The organism is Mycobacterium sp., assembly GCF_035603715.1.
Classification (GTDB): domain Bacteria; phylum Actinomycetota; class Actinomycetes; order Mycobacteriales; family Mycobacteriaceae; genus Mycobacterium.
Genome location: NZ_DATNJW010000092.1, coordinates 1 through 16,129 on the forward strand (window position 1 = coordinate 1; position 16,129 = coordinate 16,129).

Annotated in this window: 18 protein-coding genes; 7 read left to right on the plus strand and 11 right to left on the minus strand. The window is 67.0% G+C overall.

What is annotated here, in order from left to right; translation table 11 throughout:
• Both VN856_RS03935 and VN856_RS03940 read right to left on the minus strand, forming a co-directional pair.
• The coding region (locus VN856_RS03935) for a hypothetical protein (protein ID WP_325686347.1) at nt 1–1,359 on the minus strand (1,359 nt) is incomplete at its 3' end.
• Nucleotides 1,360–1,434: 75 nt separating this feature from the next.
• Nucleotides 1,435–2,229, minus strand: a complete 795-nt coding sequence (locus VN856_RS03940; protein WP_325686349.1) for a (2Z,6E)-farnesyl diphosphate synthase — start codon at nt 2,227–2,229, stop codon at nt 1,435–1,437.
• Between the two features lie 83 nt (nt 2,230–2,312).
• On the opposite strand from VN856_RS03940, the gene trhA reads away from it, so the two are divergent.
• Nucleotides 2,313–3,044, plus strand: a complete 732-nt coding sequence (trhA, locus tag VN856_RS03945) for a PAQR family membrane homeostasis protein TrhA (protein WP_414686860.1) — start codon at nt 2,313–2,315, stop codon at nt 3,042–3,044.
• Between the two features lie 8 nt (nt 3,045–3,052).
• Here the strand turns inward: trhA and VN856_RS03950 are convergent, their stop codons facing one another.
• From VN856_RS03950 to mca, 4 genes are read right to left on the minus strand one after another with little or no spacing between them, the layout of a single operon-like run.
• Entirely contained in the window at nt 3,053–3,424 is a 372-nt protein-coding gene (locus VN856_RS03950) for a nuclear transport factor 2 family protein (protein WP_325686351.1), read from the minus strand.
• Between the two features lie 34 nt (nt 3,425–3,458).
• Nucleotides 3,459–5,453 carry a thioredoxin domain-containing protein gene (locus VN856_RS03955; protein WP_325686353.1) on the minus strand — a complete coding sequence of 665 codons (1,995 nt, stop codon included), beginning with the start codon at nt 5,451–5,453 and terminating at the stop codon, nt 3,459–3,461.
• Nucleotides 5,437–5,706 carry a hypothetical protein gene (locus VN856_RS03960; protein WP_325686378.1) on the minus strand — a complete coding sequence of 90 codons (270 nt, stop codon included), beginning with the start codon at nt 5,704–5,706 and terminating at the stop codon, nt 5,437–5,439. The genes VN856_RS03955 and VN856_RS03960 overlap by 17 nt, the downstream gene beginning before the upstream one ends.
• On the minus strand, nt 5,706–6,578 hold the full coding sequence (gene mca / locus VN856_RS03965) for a mycothiol conjugate amidase Mca (protein ID WP_325686355.1): 873 nt from the start codon (nt 6,576–6,578) through the stop codon (nt 5,706–5,708). The genes VN856_RS03960 and mca overlap by 1 nt, the downstream gene beginning before the upstream one ends.
• Before the next feature lie 121 nt (nt 6,579–6,699).
• Here mca and VN856_RS03970 point away from each other — a divergent pair, with 121 nt between their 5' ends.
• Nucleotides 6,700–7,131: a DUF4307 domain-containing protein gene (locus VN856_RS03970; RefSeq protein WP_325686357.1), complete on the plus strand. Its 432-nt coding sequence runs from the start codon at nt 6,700–6,702 to the stop codon at nt 7,129–7,131.
• A 263-nt stretch (nt 7,132–7,394) separates the two neighbouring features.
• Complete coding sequence (greA, locus tag VN856_RS03975; RefSeq protein ID WP_325686359.1) at nt 7,395–7,889, plus strand: transcription elongation factor GreA; 495 nt, start codon at nt 7,395–7,397, stop codon at nt 7,887–7,889.
• On the opposite strand, the gene VN856_RS03980 is transcribed toward greA, so the two are convergent.
• A complete protein-coding gene (locus VN856_RS03980) occupies nt 7,864–9,057 on the minus strand; it encodes a cystathionine gamma-synthase (RefSeq protein ID WP_325686361.1) in 1,194 nt (397 codons plus the stop codon). The two genes, greA and VN856_RS03980, sit on opposite strands and share 26 nt — an antisense overlap.
• Nucleotides 9,058–9,187: 130 nt before the next feature.
• On the opposite strand from VN856_RS03980, the gene VN856_RS03985 reads away from it, so the two are divergent.
• Nucleotides 9,188–9,562, plus strand: a complete 375-nt coding sequence (locus tag VN856_RS03985; protein WP_325686363.1) for a hypothetical protein — start codon at nt 9,188–9,190, stop codon at nt 9,560–9,562.
• 15 nt (nt 9,563–9,577) lie between these two features.
• Here VN856_RS03985 and VN856_RS03990 read toward each other — a convergent pair whose 3' ends face one another.
• The 3 genes from VN856_RS03990 to VN856_RS04000 all read right to left on the minus strand — a co-directional run bounded on the left by VN856_RS03990 (nt 9,578) and on the right by VN856_RS04000 (nt 12,732).
• Nucleotides 9,578–10,189 (minus strand): RDD family protein, encoded by a 612-nt coding sequence (locus tag VN856_RS03990; RefSeq protein ID WP_325686365.1) that lies wholly within the window; start codon nt 10,187–10,189, stop codon nt 9,578–9,580.
• Between the two features lie 62 nt (nt 10,190–10,251).
• Nucleotides 10,252–11,646: a cystathionine beta-synthase gene (locus VN856_RS03995; protein WP_325686367.1), complete on the minus strand. Its 1,395-nt coding sequence runs from the start codon at nt 11,644–11,646 to the stop codon at nt 10,252–10,254.
• Between the two features lie 33 nt (nt 11,647–11,679).
• Nucleotides 11,680–12,732, minus strand: coding sequence for an alpha/beta hydrolase (locus tag VN856_RS04000; protein ID WP_325686369.1), 1,053 nt, complete (start codon nt 12,730–12,732; stop codon nt 11,680–11,682).
• Nucleotides 12,733–12,940: 208 nt separating this feature from the next.
• Here VN856_RS04000 and VN856_RS04005 point away from each other — a divergent pair, with 208 nt between their 5' ends.
• The 3 genes from VN856_RS04005 to VN856_RS04015 all read left to right on the plus strand — a co-directional run bounded on the left by VN856_RS04005 (nt 12,941) and on the right by VN856_RS04015 (nt 15,953).
• Entirely contained in the window at nt 12,941–13,903 is a 963-nt protein-coding gene (locus VN856_RS04005; protein ID WP_325686371.1) for an SGNH/GDSL hydrolase family protein, read from the plus strand.
• Between the two features lie 63 nt (nt 13,904–13,966).
• A complete protein-coding gene (locus VN856_RS04010) occupies nt 13,967–15,184 on the plus strand; it encodes an acetyl-CoA C-acetyltransferase (protein WP_325686373.1) in 1,218 nt (405 codons plus the stop codon).
• Nucleotides 15,185–15,335: 151 nt separating this feature from the next.
• Nucleotides 15,336–15,953 (plus strand): hypothetical protein, encoded by a 618-nt coding sequence (locus VN856_RS04015; protein ID WP_325686375.1) that lies wholly within the window; start codon nt 15,336–15,338, stop codon nt 15,951–15,953.
• Between the two features lie 79 nt (nt 15,954–16,032).
• On the opposite strand, the gene VN856_RS04020 is transcribed toward VN856_RS04015, so the two are convergent.
• A partial coding sequence (locus tag VN856_RS04020) for a Bax inhibitor-1/YccA family membrane protein (RefSeq protein ID WP_325686380.1) occupies nt 16,033–16,129 on the minus strand: 97 nt, incomplete at its 5' end.

Consider the following 16,129-nt stretch of genomic DNA (forward strand, 5'->3'; position numbering starts at 1 on the left):
GCTGGAGACGGTCACCCGGCCGCGAAGATCGGCGGCAATCAGCTTGGCCGCGGCGTTCTGCCAGTTGTGCAACGACCGTTGCGGCACTTCGGTGACGAACCACTGCCACGCCTGCCGGGCGGTCGGATCCAGGCCGGCGGCGGTGGCGTTCTGGGCGTAGGCCCGCACCCCCACGACATACGGGAAGTACAGCGAGTTGTAGTGCCGCCACTGCTCGCTGGTGCCGAAGTCACCGCCGTCGCGCGGTTTGAGCGCGGCGATCCGGTCGGCCAGCAGGGCCTTGAGTTCGATGGCGCGCTCCAGCGGCTGATCGGGGGCCCCGCGGGCGGCCAGCCGTTCGTCGATGCAGGGCAGCGCGGTCAACGGGTTGGCTACCAGCTTGGACAGGTCGCCGTAGTGACCCAGGGCGCGGCGGGTCAGCCGGGCGAACGAGTCGTCGTCGAAGCCGTCGAGCGGATCGGCCAACCGCAGCGGCAGCGCGGATTGGGTGCGCCGCAACGTCTCCCGATCGGCCCGCAGCACCGGGGCTCGCGAGAACACCATCCGGTCCAGCATCCCGGCCAGCGGGTCTGCCAGCACCTGCACCGACGACGCGATCGCCAGGCTGGTGAACAGCAGCACGGTCAGCGCGATCTGCGCGGTGCTCTGCCGACGGGTCAACTCGATCCCGATGAGCATCTGGCCGCCGAGCAGGGCCACCACCATGCCGGCGCCGGTGAAGGAGCGCAGCATGTCGGCTCGCAGCGCCTGACCCTCGTCGAACGCGTCCCACAAGGCCACCGCCACGCCAAGGCAGAACACGTCACAGCCCGTCGACGCCAGCGCCAGCCAGCTCGGCACCACGCCCAGCGGAATGATCAGGATCGCGTTGGCCAAGGCAAAAAACATTGTCGCCGTGACGATCAGCCCGACCTTGGGAATCTTCTGCACCCGGCGCCGCAGCGCGAACACCATCGCGCCCAGGGTGGACACCGAAATCACCACGCACATCACCAGATGGCCGGGCCGCAACGGTCCGGCGACGGTGCCGGCCAGCGCGGCACCGACCAACGTCAGCGCACCGGTGGCACCGACCAGCAGTAGCTCACCGGCACGGGACCGCTCGTTGTCACCCGCGCGGGCGATCTCGAGGAGCACCGCGAACCAGGCCACACCGGGAACGGCGACCAGATAGATCTCGACCTGGCCGAGCAACGCGGAGTGGGTGACGAGCCGTACCGCATCCAGCGCGACGGCCGTCGCAAAACTGCACAGCCCCACGGCCGAGAACACCAGCACCGGCTTGCGCGGGTTGCGGGCCAACAAGTACAGCCCCAGCCACCAACTCAGCGAGAACACCAACGCCGAAAGCGCAGCCATGCTTTCAGTGTGGCACGCCACTAGAACGTCGGCGGCGACCCGCTGCACCCGGCTACGCCGCGCTTGCGAACGCCGTCAGGTTCCGTAACGACGATGCCGCAGGCTGTAATCACGCAGTGCGCGCAAGAAATCGACGCGACGGAATGCCGGCCAGTGCGCTTCGGTGAACCACATCTCCGAGTAGGCGCTCTGCCACAACAAGAACCCGGACAACCGCTGCTCCCCCGAGGTTCGGATCACCAGATCGGGGTCGGGCTGCCCGGAGGTGTACAGGTTCTCCGAGATCGCGTCGACGGTGACGGCGTCGATGAGTTCCTCGCCGCTGGCCCCGTTGACGAGTTGCTTGGCCAACAGTCCCCGCACGGCGTCGGCGATTTCCTGACGACCGCCGTATCCGACCGCGACGTTGACGTGAAAGCTGCCGTTGCCGGTGGTCGCGGTGCCCTCCACCGCGTCACGCAGCCGGCGCGCGGGTTCCTCGCCGATCAGCTCCAGGTCCCCGACCGTCCGCACGCTCCAGCCGTTGGCCGGGGCGCAGATCTCTTCGACGACGTCGGTGATGATCTCGATGAGCGCGGCCAGCTCGGCTGGATCCCGGCGTAGGTTTTCGGTGGAAAGCAAGTACACAGTAGCCATTTCGATGCCGGCCTCTTGGCACCAGCGCAGCATCTCGGCGATCTTGATCGCGCCCATCCGGTAGCCGTAGCTGACGTCCTCGTAGCCGGCGTCGCGTGCCCAGCGTCGGTTGCCGTCGCACAGCACGGCGATGTGACGCGGCAGTGCAGATTTCGATGCGGCCAGTCCTTGCCGCAGCCGCAGTTCGTAGAGCCGATATAACGGTTCCTTGACACGCGGCGGAATGATCTCCACAGCGATCCAGATTACTGTGGGTCTGACTGCTCAACGGCTTTCCTGCCGCAACTCATGGAGGCGTATTGATTCGGGAGACCGACGTGGCCACCCAGGCCGGCGCGGACGAGACGTCCCACACCGTCGGAGACGTCGCCGAGCACATCGTCGAGGGCGTGAAGGACACCGCCCACGCACTGATCAAGCCGCGGGCGCGCGGCTGGATTCATCTGGTGTCGGCCGTCGTCGCGGTCATCGCCGGCGCCACGCTGATCTCGGTGTCCTGGCCGTTGGCGGGGTTCAAGGCGGGCATCGCGACGTTCATCTACACCGGCTCGGTGGTGGGTATGTTCACCACCAGCGCGATCTACCACCGGGTCACATGGACATCGGTGCAGGCCCGCACCTGGATGAAGCGGCTCGACCACTCGATGATCTTCGTGCTGATCGCCGGCACCTACACGCCGTTCGCGATGCTGGCGATGCCGCACGACGCGGGCGTGCTGGTGCTCTGGATCGTCTGGGGCGGCGCCCTGGCCGGGGTGCTGCTCAAGATGTGCTGGCCCACCGCACCGCGCTGGGTCGGTGTCCCGCTGTATCTGATCCTCGGCTGGGTCTCGGCGTTCTACATCGCGATGATCCTGCACAACGCCGGCGTCGCCGCGATGGTGCTACTGGCCGTCGGCGGCGCGCTGTACAGCGTCGGCGGGATCATGTATGCGCTGCACTGGCCGGACCCGTGGCCGAGCACATTCGGCTACCACGAGTTCTTTCACGCCTGTACCGCGATCGCCGCGATCTGCCACTACATCGCGATCTGGTTCGCGGTCTTCTGACAGCGGCGCTATAACTGCCGGGCGTTCTCCGGTGACCAGTAGGCCTTCATCGCGGCGATCTTCCCGTCGCCGTCGAACACCATCACGTCGATCGGCTCGATGACCATCCGGGTATCGCCGGCGGAGACGATCAACTTGAAATGGAAAGCCGCCTCGTTACCGGCCACCCGCAGCGTCACCAGCTCGCATTCCCGCTGCACGTTTTCCACCGCGGAGTAGAAGCCGTGGATCGCCTGCCGGCCGATGTGCACCTCGCCGCCGACCGGATCCTCGACGGTGGCGTCGTCGGCGTACAACTCGACCAGATCATCCGCGGTGCCTTTGGCAATCAGGCTGATGTAGCGGTTGACGGTCTCGGCGATGTGTTCTGCACTCGACATGGGAGGCACGCTACCGCGCCGGGTGGCCGCACAATCACCGGGCGAGTGCCGATTCCAATTCCGCGGCGGTGGTGACCGGCAGGTCGCAGACCCGACCGCGGCACACGTACGCCGCGTCGGCACCGGCGACGCGGCCGCGGCCGACGAGCAGCTCTGACGAGTCCACTTCGCCGCCGACGACGATCGCCCCGCCGGGTGCGATCCGTCGGGCGTCGGCCAGCAGCGGCGAACCCGGGCCGTCGCAGGCCACCGCGATCTGCAACGGCCCACGAACGGCCGCTTCGGCGACGGCCAGCCAATGGCCGGCCGAGCGCGGCGCGCGGGCTAGCAGCGGCGAATGCGCCTGCAGCGCATCGGTTGCCGCCTGCCGGTAGCGGTCGGCCTGCTGACCGCCGGTCAGGTGCGCGGCGGTCAGCAGCGCCTCGGCGATCGCGGATGCGCCCGACGGCGTCGCGCCGTCGTAGGGGTCAGCGGGCCGCAGCAACAGCCGCTCGCCATCGTCGGCGCTGTCGAACCAACGGCCCGGGTTGTCCTGATCGGCGAAGTGCGCCAGCGCGATATCCAGCAGGTCGGCGGCGGCGGCCAGCCAGGCCGCCTCCGTGGTCAGCTGGTACAGCGCGAGCAGACCGGTGGCCAGCATCGCGTGGTCTTCCAGGATCGCGGCGCTCTCCCCGACCCGTCCGCCCAGGCTGGCCCGGCGTAGCCGACCGTCCACTTTATGCAGTGCCAGCAGTGCCGTCGCGCAATCCGTTGCGGCGTCGGCTAATTCGGGTGCGTCCAGCGCCACACTGGCTTCGGCCAGTGCGGTGATCGCCAGCCCGTTCCAGGCGGTGACGACCTTGTCGTCGCGGCCCGGTTGAGGCCGGGTCCGGCGGGCGGCCAGCAGCGCGGCCCGGACACGAGCGAGGCGCGCCTGGTCGTCGGGATCGTTGTGCAGTTGCAGCACCGAGGCGCCGGCTTCGAAGGTGCCACTCTCGCTAACCCCGAAAACCGAAGCGGCCCAACGACCGTCGTCGTCGCCGAGCGTCTCGGTCAGTTGCGCAGGTGCCCAGACGTAGGTCGAACCCTCGCGGCCGTCGGCGTCGGCGTCCAGTGACGAGGTGAACATGTCGCCGTCGCGTAAATCGTCGAGCAGGAACCTCGCGGTCTCATGGGTGACCCGCCGCGCCAGCGGGTCGCCGGTTCGTCTGGCCCAGTGCGCGTAGGCCCGCAACAGCAGCGCGTTGTCGTACAGCATCTTCTCGAAATGCGGTACCACCCAGGCATTGTCGACGCTGTAGCGGGCGAACCCGCCGGCCAGCTGGTCATACATGCCACCCCGGGCCATCGCGGTGCCAGTCCGGCGGACGGCGGCCAGGGCCTGCGGTGAGCCAGTGCGCTCCCAATGTCGCAGCAGCGCTTCCAGCAGCGCCGACGGCGGGAACTTCGGCGCCCCACCGAAGCCGCCGTGCGCGGTGTCCTCGTCGCGCAGCACCGCGGCGACGGCGTGGTCGCAGAGCGCCGGATCCACCTGCGGGCCGCCACCAGGCAATCCCGATACCATTGACCGCAATTCGCCCGCGATGTGATCAGAGCTCTGCTCGACCTCGTCGCGACGCTCATTCCAAGTGCTGGATACGGCCGAAAGAAGCTGCAGAAAAGCGTCTTTGGGGTAGTAGGTGCCGCAATAGAACGGACGTCCGTCGGGCGTCAAGAAGCAGGTCATCGGCCAGCCGCCCTGCCCGGTGAGCGCAACCGTGGCGTTCATGTAGACCGCGTCGATGTCGGGCCGTTCCTCGCGGTCCACCTTGATGCACACGAAGTCACCGTTCATCGCCGCGGCCACCTCGTCGTCGTCGAACGATTCGTGGGCCATCACGTGACACCAGTGGCATGCGGCGTAGCCGATCGAAAGCAGGATCGGCACATCGCGTTTCGCGGCTTCGGCCAGCGCGGCCGGCGACCACTGCTGCCAGTGCACCGGGTTGTCGGCGTGCTGGCGAAGGTAGGGGCTGGCGGCCCCGGCGAGCTGGTTACCCGCCGAGCTCATGCGGTGGCCGTTCATCGGGATGCTGCTGGATGGTCCCGTCGTCGACGGCCTGATCCGGTTCGGGATGCTGCGGGTCGAAGGACTCCGGCAGCTTCTTGAGGTGCCGGTTCATCGAGCGCACCAGGAACAGCACGCTGATCAGCAGCAGCACCACTACAAGCAAGCCGAACGGGCTGGCCTTGCCGAAATCCGGTCCGCTGTTGTGCGGCCCGTCCTCGGCCAGCAACACCAACGCCGCCAGGTGCAGATGCATCACGGCGTGTCCTCGATTCCGGCGAACAGGTCGGACTCGGGAAGCCGCACCGGAACACGGGACCGGGCCAACTCGAATTCCTCAGTCGGCCACAGCCGTTGCTGCCATTCGATGGGGGCGGCAAAGAAATCCCCCTTGGGATCGATCTGGGTGGCGTGCGCGCGCAGCGCGTCGTCGCGCTGACTGAAATACGCCGAACACTCGATCCGGGTCGTCACCCGGTCGGCGTGGACGTCGTGCGCGGGATCCCAGTGTTTGAGCCACTTCTCGAATGGGCCCGTCTGCCCGCGTTTGGCAAACTCGTCCTGCAGCATCTGCATCCGCTGGCGCAAGAACCCGTGGTTGTAATACAGCTTGGGCACCGTCCACACCGGGCCCGCGTCCGGGAACCGTCGATAGTCACCGGCGGCCTCGTATGCGGCCACCGAAACCTGGTGGCAGCGAATGTGATCGGGGTGCGGGTAGCCGCCGTTCTCGTCATAGGTCGTCATCACGTGCGGACGGAATTCGCGCACCACCCGAACCAGCGCCTCGGTGGACACTTCCAGCGGCGTCAGCGCAAAGCAGTCCTCCGGCAGCGGCGGCGGCGGATCCCCTTGCGGCAGTCCGGAATCGACGAAGCCCAGCCAGGTGTGCTCGACGCCGAGGATCTCGGCCGCCTTGGCCATCTCGTCGCGGCGGATATCGGCGATGCGGCCGTGCACCTCCGGTAGGTCCATCGCCGGGTTGAGGATGTCGCCGCGTTCGCCCCCGGTCAGGGTCACCACCAGCACCCGGCAACCCTCAGCCGAGTAGCGGGCCAGGGTGGCAGCGCCCTTACTGGACTCGTCGTCCGGGTGGGCGTGCACCGCCATCAACCGCAGTTCGCTCACGTGCTCCCTGACTGTGTGCTGTCTTCTGTGCGCCTATAGTTCCAGGTCTAATAGTTCCATCCCGGACACCGGGCCTCGCTAACCCGGTCCCTTGGGCAGATCACCCGGACCGCAACACACCATGACCGAAGGTTCCCCCGCACCGCCACCGGCCCGCTACGGGCGTGGTCGGGTGCTCACGCCGTCCCGACGCCGGGCCGCCACCCTGGCCGTCGCGGTGGCCGCGGTCGGTGTCGTGGTCGCCGTCATCGGCTATCAACGGCTGGGCCGCAGCGACGTCACCGGTACGTTGGCCGGCTATCGGCTGATCGACGACCAGACCGTGTCGGTAACGATCAGCGTGACGCGAAAAGACCCATCGCGCCCGGTCGACTGCATCGTGCGGGTGCGCGCCAAAGACGGCAGCGAAACGGGCCGGCGCGAGGTGCTGGTTACGCCGTCGAGCCAGGCGACGGTGCAGGTGACGACGATCGTGAAGTCCAGTAAGCCGGCCGTGGTGGGCGACATCTACGGCTGCGGCACCGATGTGCCCGGCTACCTGCGCGCACCCTGACCACACCGGCACGGCACACGCCGGCGGCAAACGCCGAACTGCGAGAAAACGCCCTCATCCACCGCGATTTCGGTGGTAAACTACTCGGATGCACGGTTCCGGCTGGGACCGTGTATTGCTGCATTAGCGGCCAGATGTGCCGCGCAGGGGGTCCACCCGACTACTGAGGTCGGCAGTACACGTGGTGGCACCGCCCGGCAGCACGACCGACAACCTGCCGGGGCGGATGCCGCCCCCACCGACACTACGAGGAGCACGACGAGATGACGGACACCCAGGTGACCTGGTTGACCCAGGAATCACATGACCGGCTCAAGACTGAGCTCGACCAATTGATCGCGAACCGTCCGGTCATCGCCGCGGAAATCAACGATCGCCGCGAAGAGGGTGACCTGCGCGAGAACGGCGGCTATCACGCCGCCCGCGAAGAGCAGGGCCAGCAAGAGGCTCGCATCCGCTCGCTGCAGGACCTGCTCAACAACGCCAAGGTCGGCGAGGCGCCCAAGCAGTCCGGCGTCGCGCTGCCCGGTTCGGTGGTGAAGGTCTACTACAACGGCGACAAGTCCGACAGCGAGACCTTCCTGATCGCAACCCGCCAGGAGGGTGTCAACGAGGGCAAGCTCGAGGTCTACTCGCCGAATTCACCGCTGGGCGGCGCCCTGATCGACGCCAAAGAGGGTGAGACCCGCAGCTACACCGTGCCCAACGGCAACACCGTCGAGGTCACGCTGGTCAGCGCGGAGCCCTACCACTCCTAGCGGCGACCTGGCCCAGCGCCTGTTCGAGATCGGCGATCAGGTCGGCGATGTCCTCAATGCCGACCGAGAGCCGGACCAGATCGTCCGGCACCTCCAACTGCGAGCCGGCCGTCGACGCGTGCGTCATCGCACCCGGATGCTCGATCAGCGACTCCACCCCGCCGAGCGACTCAGCGAGGATGAACACCTTGGTGTTGGCGCACAACGCCTGCGCCGCACTGCGTCCGCCCCGCATCCGCACCGACACCATGCCGCCGAAGCCGCGCATCTGTCGCGCGGCGACCTGGTGACCGGGATGGGTGGGTAGACCTGGATACAGCACCGCGTCCACCGACGGGTGGCCGATAAGGAATTGCGCTACCGCAGCGGCGTTTTCGCTGTGCCGCTGCATCCGCAGCACGAGCGTCTTCAGGCCGCGCATGGTCAGGTAGGCATCGAACGGTCCCGGCACCGCGCCGGCCCCGTTCTGCAGGAAGGCGAATGCCTCGTCCAACTCTTCGTCGTTGGTGACCAGCGCGCCGCCCACCACGTCGGAATGCCCGCCAATGTATTTCGTCGTCGAGTGCAGCACGATGTCGGCGCCGAACGTCAACGGTTGCTGTAACGCTGGCGAGGCAAAGGTGTTGTCCACCAACACTTTCGCCGCGTATTCCGCGCCGAGTTCGGCGATTGCGGCGATGTCGACGATCGACAGCAGCGGGTTGGTGGGCGTTTCCACCCAGATCAGCCGGGTCTGCGGGGTGATCGCCGCGCGGACCGCGTCGACATCGGACAACGCCACCGGGGTGTGCTGCACACCCCAGTGAGTGAACACCTTGTCGATGAGCCGGAACGTTCCGCCGTAGGCGTCGTCGGGGATAACGATGTGATCGCCGGGGCGCAGCAGCACACGCAGCACGCAGTCACCGGCCGCCATGCCGGAGCCGAATGCCCGTCCGAAGCGGCCGTCTTCGACGGCGGCCAGCGCGCTTTCCAGCGCGGCCCTGGTCGGGTTGCCGGTGCGGGCGTACTCGAATCCGCCGCGCAGACCGCCGACGCCGTCCTGAGCGAAGGTGCTGCTGGCATAGATCGGGGTATTGACCGCGCCGGTGGCCGGGTCGGGCCGGTAGCCGGCGTGAATGGCCTTGGTCGCCAGGCCGGCTTTTGCGAAATCTCCGTGGTCGCTCATCGCCGACCAGCCTAGTCATCACGATGACGTCGACCCGAGCGCGCCGACCGCCGCATACCGGCCACCGCAACCCAAAAATGGGCAAACTTCCCCATGCGCGCGGGGCCTGCCGGCGACCACAATGACGGCCATGAGGCGAATGTTTGTAGGGCTGGCGTCAGCCGCGTTGCTGTGGGGTGGTGTCGCCGGGGCGGGCGATGTGGGTGCCGCCCAAGCCCATCCCGCTCCGGCGCCGCAGTCGTGGCCGGGTTGTCCCCCAGATCACCCGGAGGGCCCCTGTCACTGGTGCCCCGGAGATCCCCCGGTGCAGACCGGCAATCTGCGGGTAGATCCGGTTCGCTGGGATGCGAATGTGTGTCACACCTATTGGTACGTGGGCGGCGGGGGAAATGTCGCCCGGACCATCTGGGAGGGCGACGCGCCGCCACCGCCGCCGCCACCGTTAACGGGGCTTTATTGCGACCCCGCGACGCTCACAAATTGTCATATCGGGACGCACCCCTAAGCCGAAGTTCGCGGTTTACCGGTCGCCCAGCGGCAGGCACACCGTGGCCATGATCTTGTCGGCCAGCGTCTGCCGCTTGGCGGTCCACAGCGGGAACAGGTAGCCGATGTGGAGGATGACCGCGTCAACAACGTGAGTGATCTGGCGCAGCACCGACATACCGAAACCGATGGGCTTCCCGGTGTTCTCGCTGACGACTTTGAATTTCAGCAACGACTTGCCGATGCTCGAACCGGTGGTGCCCTGGCGGTAGCCGTAGTTCCAGACGAAGTAGGCCAGCCCAACCAGTACCGCACCCCACATGACCGTCATGCCGAGCGTCGAATATCCGATCGTGCAGATCTGATCGACGGCGTTCGGGCTGACGTCGGTCAAGCAGGCGCTCTCCGCGGAGTTCTGCAGCACCAACCAACCGACGCCGAGGATCAGCAGCAGCGGCAGGTGGTCGACGAAGTAGGCCGCGACCCGGCTCAGCCACGGGGTGCAATCCTCTTTGGTCAGGCCGCGCAGTACCGGCCCCGGTGGCGGCGGGACGTACCCGCCCGACGGCGGCGGTGGCGGTGGGTAGTTACCGCTGCCCGGAAGCGGGGGCGGCGGGAGCGACGACGACGGCGGTTGTTCGGTCATGAACGGCTTTCCCTTTGCACAGTGATTTGCTACCCGAAGTAATTTGCCTGAAACCGGTTCGGCTACTTGCGTAGCGCGCCGTCGGACAGGAAACCCAACAGGTCGTACCGGGTGATGACGCCGACCGGTTTGCCTTCCTCGACGACCATCACGGCGTCCAAGTCACGCAGCGTCTTGGCCAGCGAGCCCACCTGTTCGCCGGCTCCGATGATCGGCAGCGGCGGGCTCATGTGCATCCCGACGGCGTCGGCCAGGTTGGCGCGACCCTCGAAGACGGCTGAAAGTAGTTCGCGCTCAGAGACACTGCCGGCCACCTCACCGGCCATCACCGGCGGCTCGGCGCCGACGACGGGCATCTGCGACACTCCGTACTCGCGCAGGATGCTGATCGCGTCGCGCACGGTCTCCGACGGATGGGTGTGCACCAAGTCGGGCAGCTGGCCCGACTTCCCCCGCAGCACGTCGCCGACCGTGGGCTGCTCGATCGAGCCGTCCAGCCGGGTGCGCAGGAAGCCGTACGACGACATCCAGGCGTCGTTGAAGATCTTCGACAGATAGCCGCGACCGCCGTCGGGCAGCAATACGACGACCAGCGAGTCGGGCCCGGCTTCTTCGGCCACCTTCAGCGCCGCCACCACCGCCATCCCGCACGAGCCGCCGACCAGCATGGCCTCTTCGCGGGCCAGCCGTCTGGTCATGTTGAACGAGTCGGAGTCGGTCACCGCGATGATCTGGTCGGCGACGGCCGGGTCGTAGGCCGAAGGCCAGAAATCCTCGCCAACACCTTCCACCAGATAGGGCCGGCCGGTGCCGCCGGAATACACCGATCCTTCCGGGTCGGCGCCGACCACCTTGACCCGCCCCTCGGAGACATCCTTGAGGTAGCGACCGGCGCCGGTGATCGTTCCGCCGGTGCCGATGCCGGCGACGAAATGGGTGACCTGTCCGTCGGTGTCGGCCCAGATCTCCGGGCCGGTGGTCTCATAGTGGCTGGCCGGGCCCTGCGGGTTGGAGTACTGGTCGGGCTTCCATGCGCCGTCGATCTCGCTGACCAATCGGTCGGACACGCTGTAATAGCTGTCGGGGTGCTCGGGCGGCACCGCCGTTGGGCACACCACCACCTCGGCGCCGTAGGCGCGCAGCACATTCTGCTTGTCCTCGCTGACCTTGTCCGGGCAGACGAACACACACCGGTAGCCGCGGCGCTGGGCGACCAGAGCCAGGCCCACACCGGTGTTACCCGACGTCGGTTCGACGATGGTGCCGCCTGGTTTGAGCTCTCCGCTGGCCTCGGCGGCGTCGATCATCTTCACCGCGATCCGGTCTTTGCTGCTCAGTCCGGGGTTGAGGTATTCCACCTTGGCGACCACGCGGCCAGAGCCCGGCGGCACAACCGAGTTCAGCTGAACCAGTGGAGTGTTACCGATGATTTCACTGATGTGCTGCGCGATCCGCATGCGTAGATCGTCTCAGGTGCGTCGCGACCTCGCCTAGCCGGTGGCCTCGCGGATGTACTCGCCGATCTGGCGCAGCGACCGCGTCGCCTCGGGAATCAGCGGCGCACCGAGCTGGAAGTCGTGAATCTGGCCCGGCCAGACCCGCACCTCGGTCGGCACTCCGGCCGCCGCCAGTGCGCGGGCCGCCGCGCGGGCGTCATGCAGCAGTACCTCTGACCCGGACACGTGGATCAGCGTCCGGGGCAATCCAGGCTCGACGTGGTCCAGCGGTTCGTAGAGTTGTTCCGGCTTGCCATCGACGACGTGCTTACGGGCAGCCTTGGCGACCAACGTCAACAATGCGTCGAATGCCTTGGCGGGGAACATCGCATCGGTCTTGATGTTCGGGTGCGACTGCTTGGGTTGCTTGGCCAGCTCCAGCAGCGGAGAGATCGCGACCAGTGCGGCCGGCTCTTCGTGTACCTGTTGAAGCCGTTGCGCCAGAGCAAGAGCCAGGTAGCCGCCGGCCGAATCACCGGCCACCACGATCTGGTCCGGCTGGTATCCACGCAGGCGTAGCCAGCGGTAGGCGTCGTGGCAGTCGTCCAGCGCCTGACCGATCGAGTGCTTGGGGATGAGCCGGTAATTGACCACCAGCACCGGAGAATCGGCAAACTTCGACAGCGCGTTGACGATTCGGCTGTGCGAGTTCACCCCGCACGTCAAAAAGGCGCCACCGTGCAGATAGAGCACTACCCGTCGCTTGCCGTCGGCGGGCAGCACGCCGGGCGCGCGGACCAGCTGGGCGGTGCAGTGCGGCAACTCGACCGTGCTGCGGACTGTTCCGGGCCCGGGCAGCAGCATCCGGGACGCGAAGTCGATGATGCCGAACGGAAATGGGACGTGCGGGATGTAACTGACTACGCCCAAAGCGGGGCGGATCGTGAGCCGGCAAGCCAACGACGCCATGATTCCGGGGAGGCTGGGTCCACTCTCGACGACCTCGACGGGCACGCCGTCGTTGATGGGAAATCTGCGGGCCCGCAGCACGTCACGGGCACGAACTGTGGTCCGGGGCGCGCCCGAAACCTTGCTCGGTGCGGTCATGCTCAACACTCCTACGCCGTTGTAGTGCGATGACATGTCGACGAAGCAGCGGAAGAAGCATCCTCAGCCAACTTCGTGAACTTAGCTTGACACTTTAAAGAACTTCAACAATCAAAGAGTCTGATTCGATACCAACATTGCTCCGACCCGTAATGGCGCAAGAGCCAGGGTCCGGAGCGACCAGCGGTCCGGGACATAAACTGTTCGCGTGGTACGACGCGCACCGCGAGGTTCGATCACGGCGCTAGCCGCGGCAGGCGCGCTGGCATCGACCGGCACCGCCTATGTGGGGGCGCGCAATCTGCTGATCAGCCAGGCCGCCAAGGCGCGCAGCGTCATCCCCAAGTCGTGGGATGTCCCGCCGCGTGCCGACGGCGTCTACACCCCGGGCGGCGGCCCGGTGCAGCGCTGGCAGCGCGGGATGGACGTCGACCTGCACCTGATGATCTTCGGTGACTCGACGGCAACCGGGTACGGCTGCCGGATCGCCGACGAAGTGCCCGGCGTGCTGATCGCCCGCGGATTGGCCGAGCAGACCGGTAAACGAGTCCGATTGAGCACCAAGGCGATTGTCGGAGCCACCTCCAAGGGTTTGTCCGGACAGGTCGACGCGATGTTCATCGCCGGACCACCGCCCGATGCCGCCGTAATCCTGATCGGCGCTAACGATGTGACCAAGCTGAACGGCATCGGCGCCTCGTCGCGCAGGCTGGGCGCGGCGGTGCGACGGTTGAAAGCCAGCGGCGCCGAGGTCGTCGTCGCCACCTGCCCCGATTTCGGTGTCGTCAAGGCGATCCCACAGCCGCTGCGGTGGACGGTGCGCACCCTGGGACTGCGGCTGGCCCGCGCCCAGTCCGGCGCCGTCCGGTCCGCCGGTGGTGTGCCGGTGCCGCTGGCCTCGCTGGTCAACGACGAGTTCAAGCATGCCCCCGAGCGGATGTTGTCCGATGACCAGTTCCACCCATCGGCGGACGGCTACGCGCTGGCCGCAAGCCAGCTGCTGCCGGCGCTCTGCCAGGCACTCGGCCACTGGGCCGGCGAGCCGGCCCTCTCGTCGGCGTCCGGCACCGAGGCCGGTCCCGGCAACTTGTTGCTCCGGCTGATCTCGCGACTGTGGCGGCGACCCACCACCGGGGTACCGGCGCCGATCGTCGTATCTGCCCCCGGCTAAGCGACTCGCTTCTTCGCAAGGCTAGATTCGGGTCCAGACCACACCGCAGGAGATGGAGCCGACATGCCGGAAGCCGTCATCGTTTCAACTGCCCGTTCACCGATCGGGCGCGCCATGAAGGGGTCGCTGATCAGCATGCGGCCCGACGACCTGGCGGCGCAGATGGTGCACGCCGCACTCGACAAGGTGCCGGAGCTCAATCCCCACCAGATCGACGATCTGATCCTGGGCTGCGGCCTGCCCGGTGGCGAGCAGGGGTTCAACATGGCCCGGGTGGTCGCCGTGCAACTCGGCTACGACTTCCTGCCCGGCACCACCGTCAACCGCTACTGTTCGTCGTCGCTGCAGACCATCCGGATGGCCTTCCACGCGATCAAGGCGGGCGAAGGTGACGCGTTCATCTCCGCGGGCGTCGAGACGGTGTCCCGGTTCGTCAAGGGCAGCTCGGACTCGTTGCCGGACACCAAGAACCCGCTGTTCGACGACGCCGCGGAGCGCACCACCAATGCCGCTGAGGGCGCGACGGACTGGCACGATCCGCGTAAAGACCACGCCATTCCCGACGTCTACATCGCCATGGGTCAGACCGCCGAGAACGTCGCCATCTTGACCGGGATCAGCCGCGAGGACCAGGACCACTGGGGCGTGCGCAGTCAGAACCGTGCCGAGGAAGCCATCAAGAGCGGCTTCTTCGAGCGTGAGATCGTCCCGGTGAAACTCCCGGACGGCAACACGGTCAGCACTGACGACGGGCCGCGGGCCGGCACCACCTACGAGAAGATCAGCGAGCTCAAGCCGGTCTTCCGCCCCAACGGGACGGTCACCGCGGGCAACGCCTGCCCACTCAACGACGGCGCCGCCGCCGTGGTGATCACCAGCGACACCAAAGCCAAGGAACTCGGCCTCAAGCCGTTGGCGCGCATCGTCTCCACCGGGGTGAGCGGCCTGTCCCCGGAGATCATGGGCTTGGGCCCGATCGAGGCCAGCAAGAAGGCCCTGGAGCGGGCCGGCCTGTCGGTCAAGGACATCGACCTGTTCGAGATCAACGAGGCCTTCGCGGTGCAGGTGCTCGGCTCGGCCCGCGAGTTGGGCATCGACGAGGACAAGCTGAACGTCTCCGGCGGCGCTATCGCGCTGGGCCACCCGTTCGGCATGACCGGCGCCCGGATCGCCACCACCCTGCTCAACAACCTGCAGACCCACGACAAGACGTTCGGCCTGGAGACGATGTGCGTCGGCGGCGGTCAGGGCATGGCGTTGGTCATCGAGCGGCTGAGCTGACACCGCAGCACGCGTCTGGAGAGCTTTGCCGCCAAAACTGGCGTAACCGCACGGTTCGGGCATGAAATCACCCGTACTGGGTTACGGTTTGCCAGCTGCCGCCCGGTGGCCTACGCATCCGAGTTCAGCTCGGTCGAAGAGGAGCGGCACGATGAGTACTTCCCGGAAAACGATTGCACTGGTGACGGCCGCAGTGGCTGTCACTTCGGTTTCGGCGGCCGGTTGCAGCAGCAACTCGAAGTCACCGACGGGCTCGTCGACGTCAGCCGCCGCGGCCACGACAAGCCACAGCTCGGCGGCGAGTTCGGCGCAGGCCCAGTCCGCCGACTACGCCCGACTGCTGATCCAGGCCAGTGACATTCAGGCACCGATGGCCTTCACCGCCGGCCCGGTTACACCGAACCCGAATGGTCAGGCCGGGGTGGATACGACGTTCAGCAACGACGACAAAACTCGCCAAATCCACGACACCATCCTCGTTTTCAGTGATCCTGCTGCGGCGACAAGCGCGCTGGAGGCCGCGAAGGCGAAGCTGGGTGATTCCGTCCACGGCACACCCGGACCGGCTGCCGTGGGAGCCGGCGGCACTACCGTCTCGGGCAACTCACCGGACGGCTCCAAGAGCGTCACGATGGTGCTGTTCACCGAGGGCAAGGCGTTCGCCACCCTGAACTTTGTCGGCCCACCCGACATGCAGCCGCCGCCGGATTTCGTCAACGACCTCGGACAAAAGCAGGACACGGCCATCAAGAACGGACTGTCTGGCTGAGCCGAACCGGCCGCGGCGGTTGAGCGGAGTACAAAAAAGCCGGCACGTTACGCACGTGCCGGCTTTCTTGTGTCAAGCGCTAATCGTTCTGAAAGTAGCTGAGCAGGCGCAGGATCTCGATGTAGAGCCAGACCAGAGTCACGGTCAGGCCCAACGCGATACCCCAGGCGGCCTTC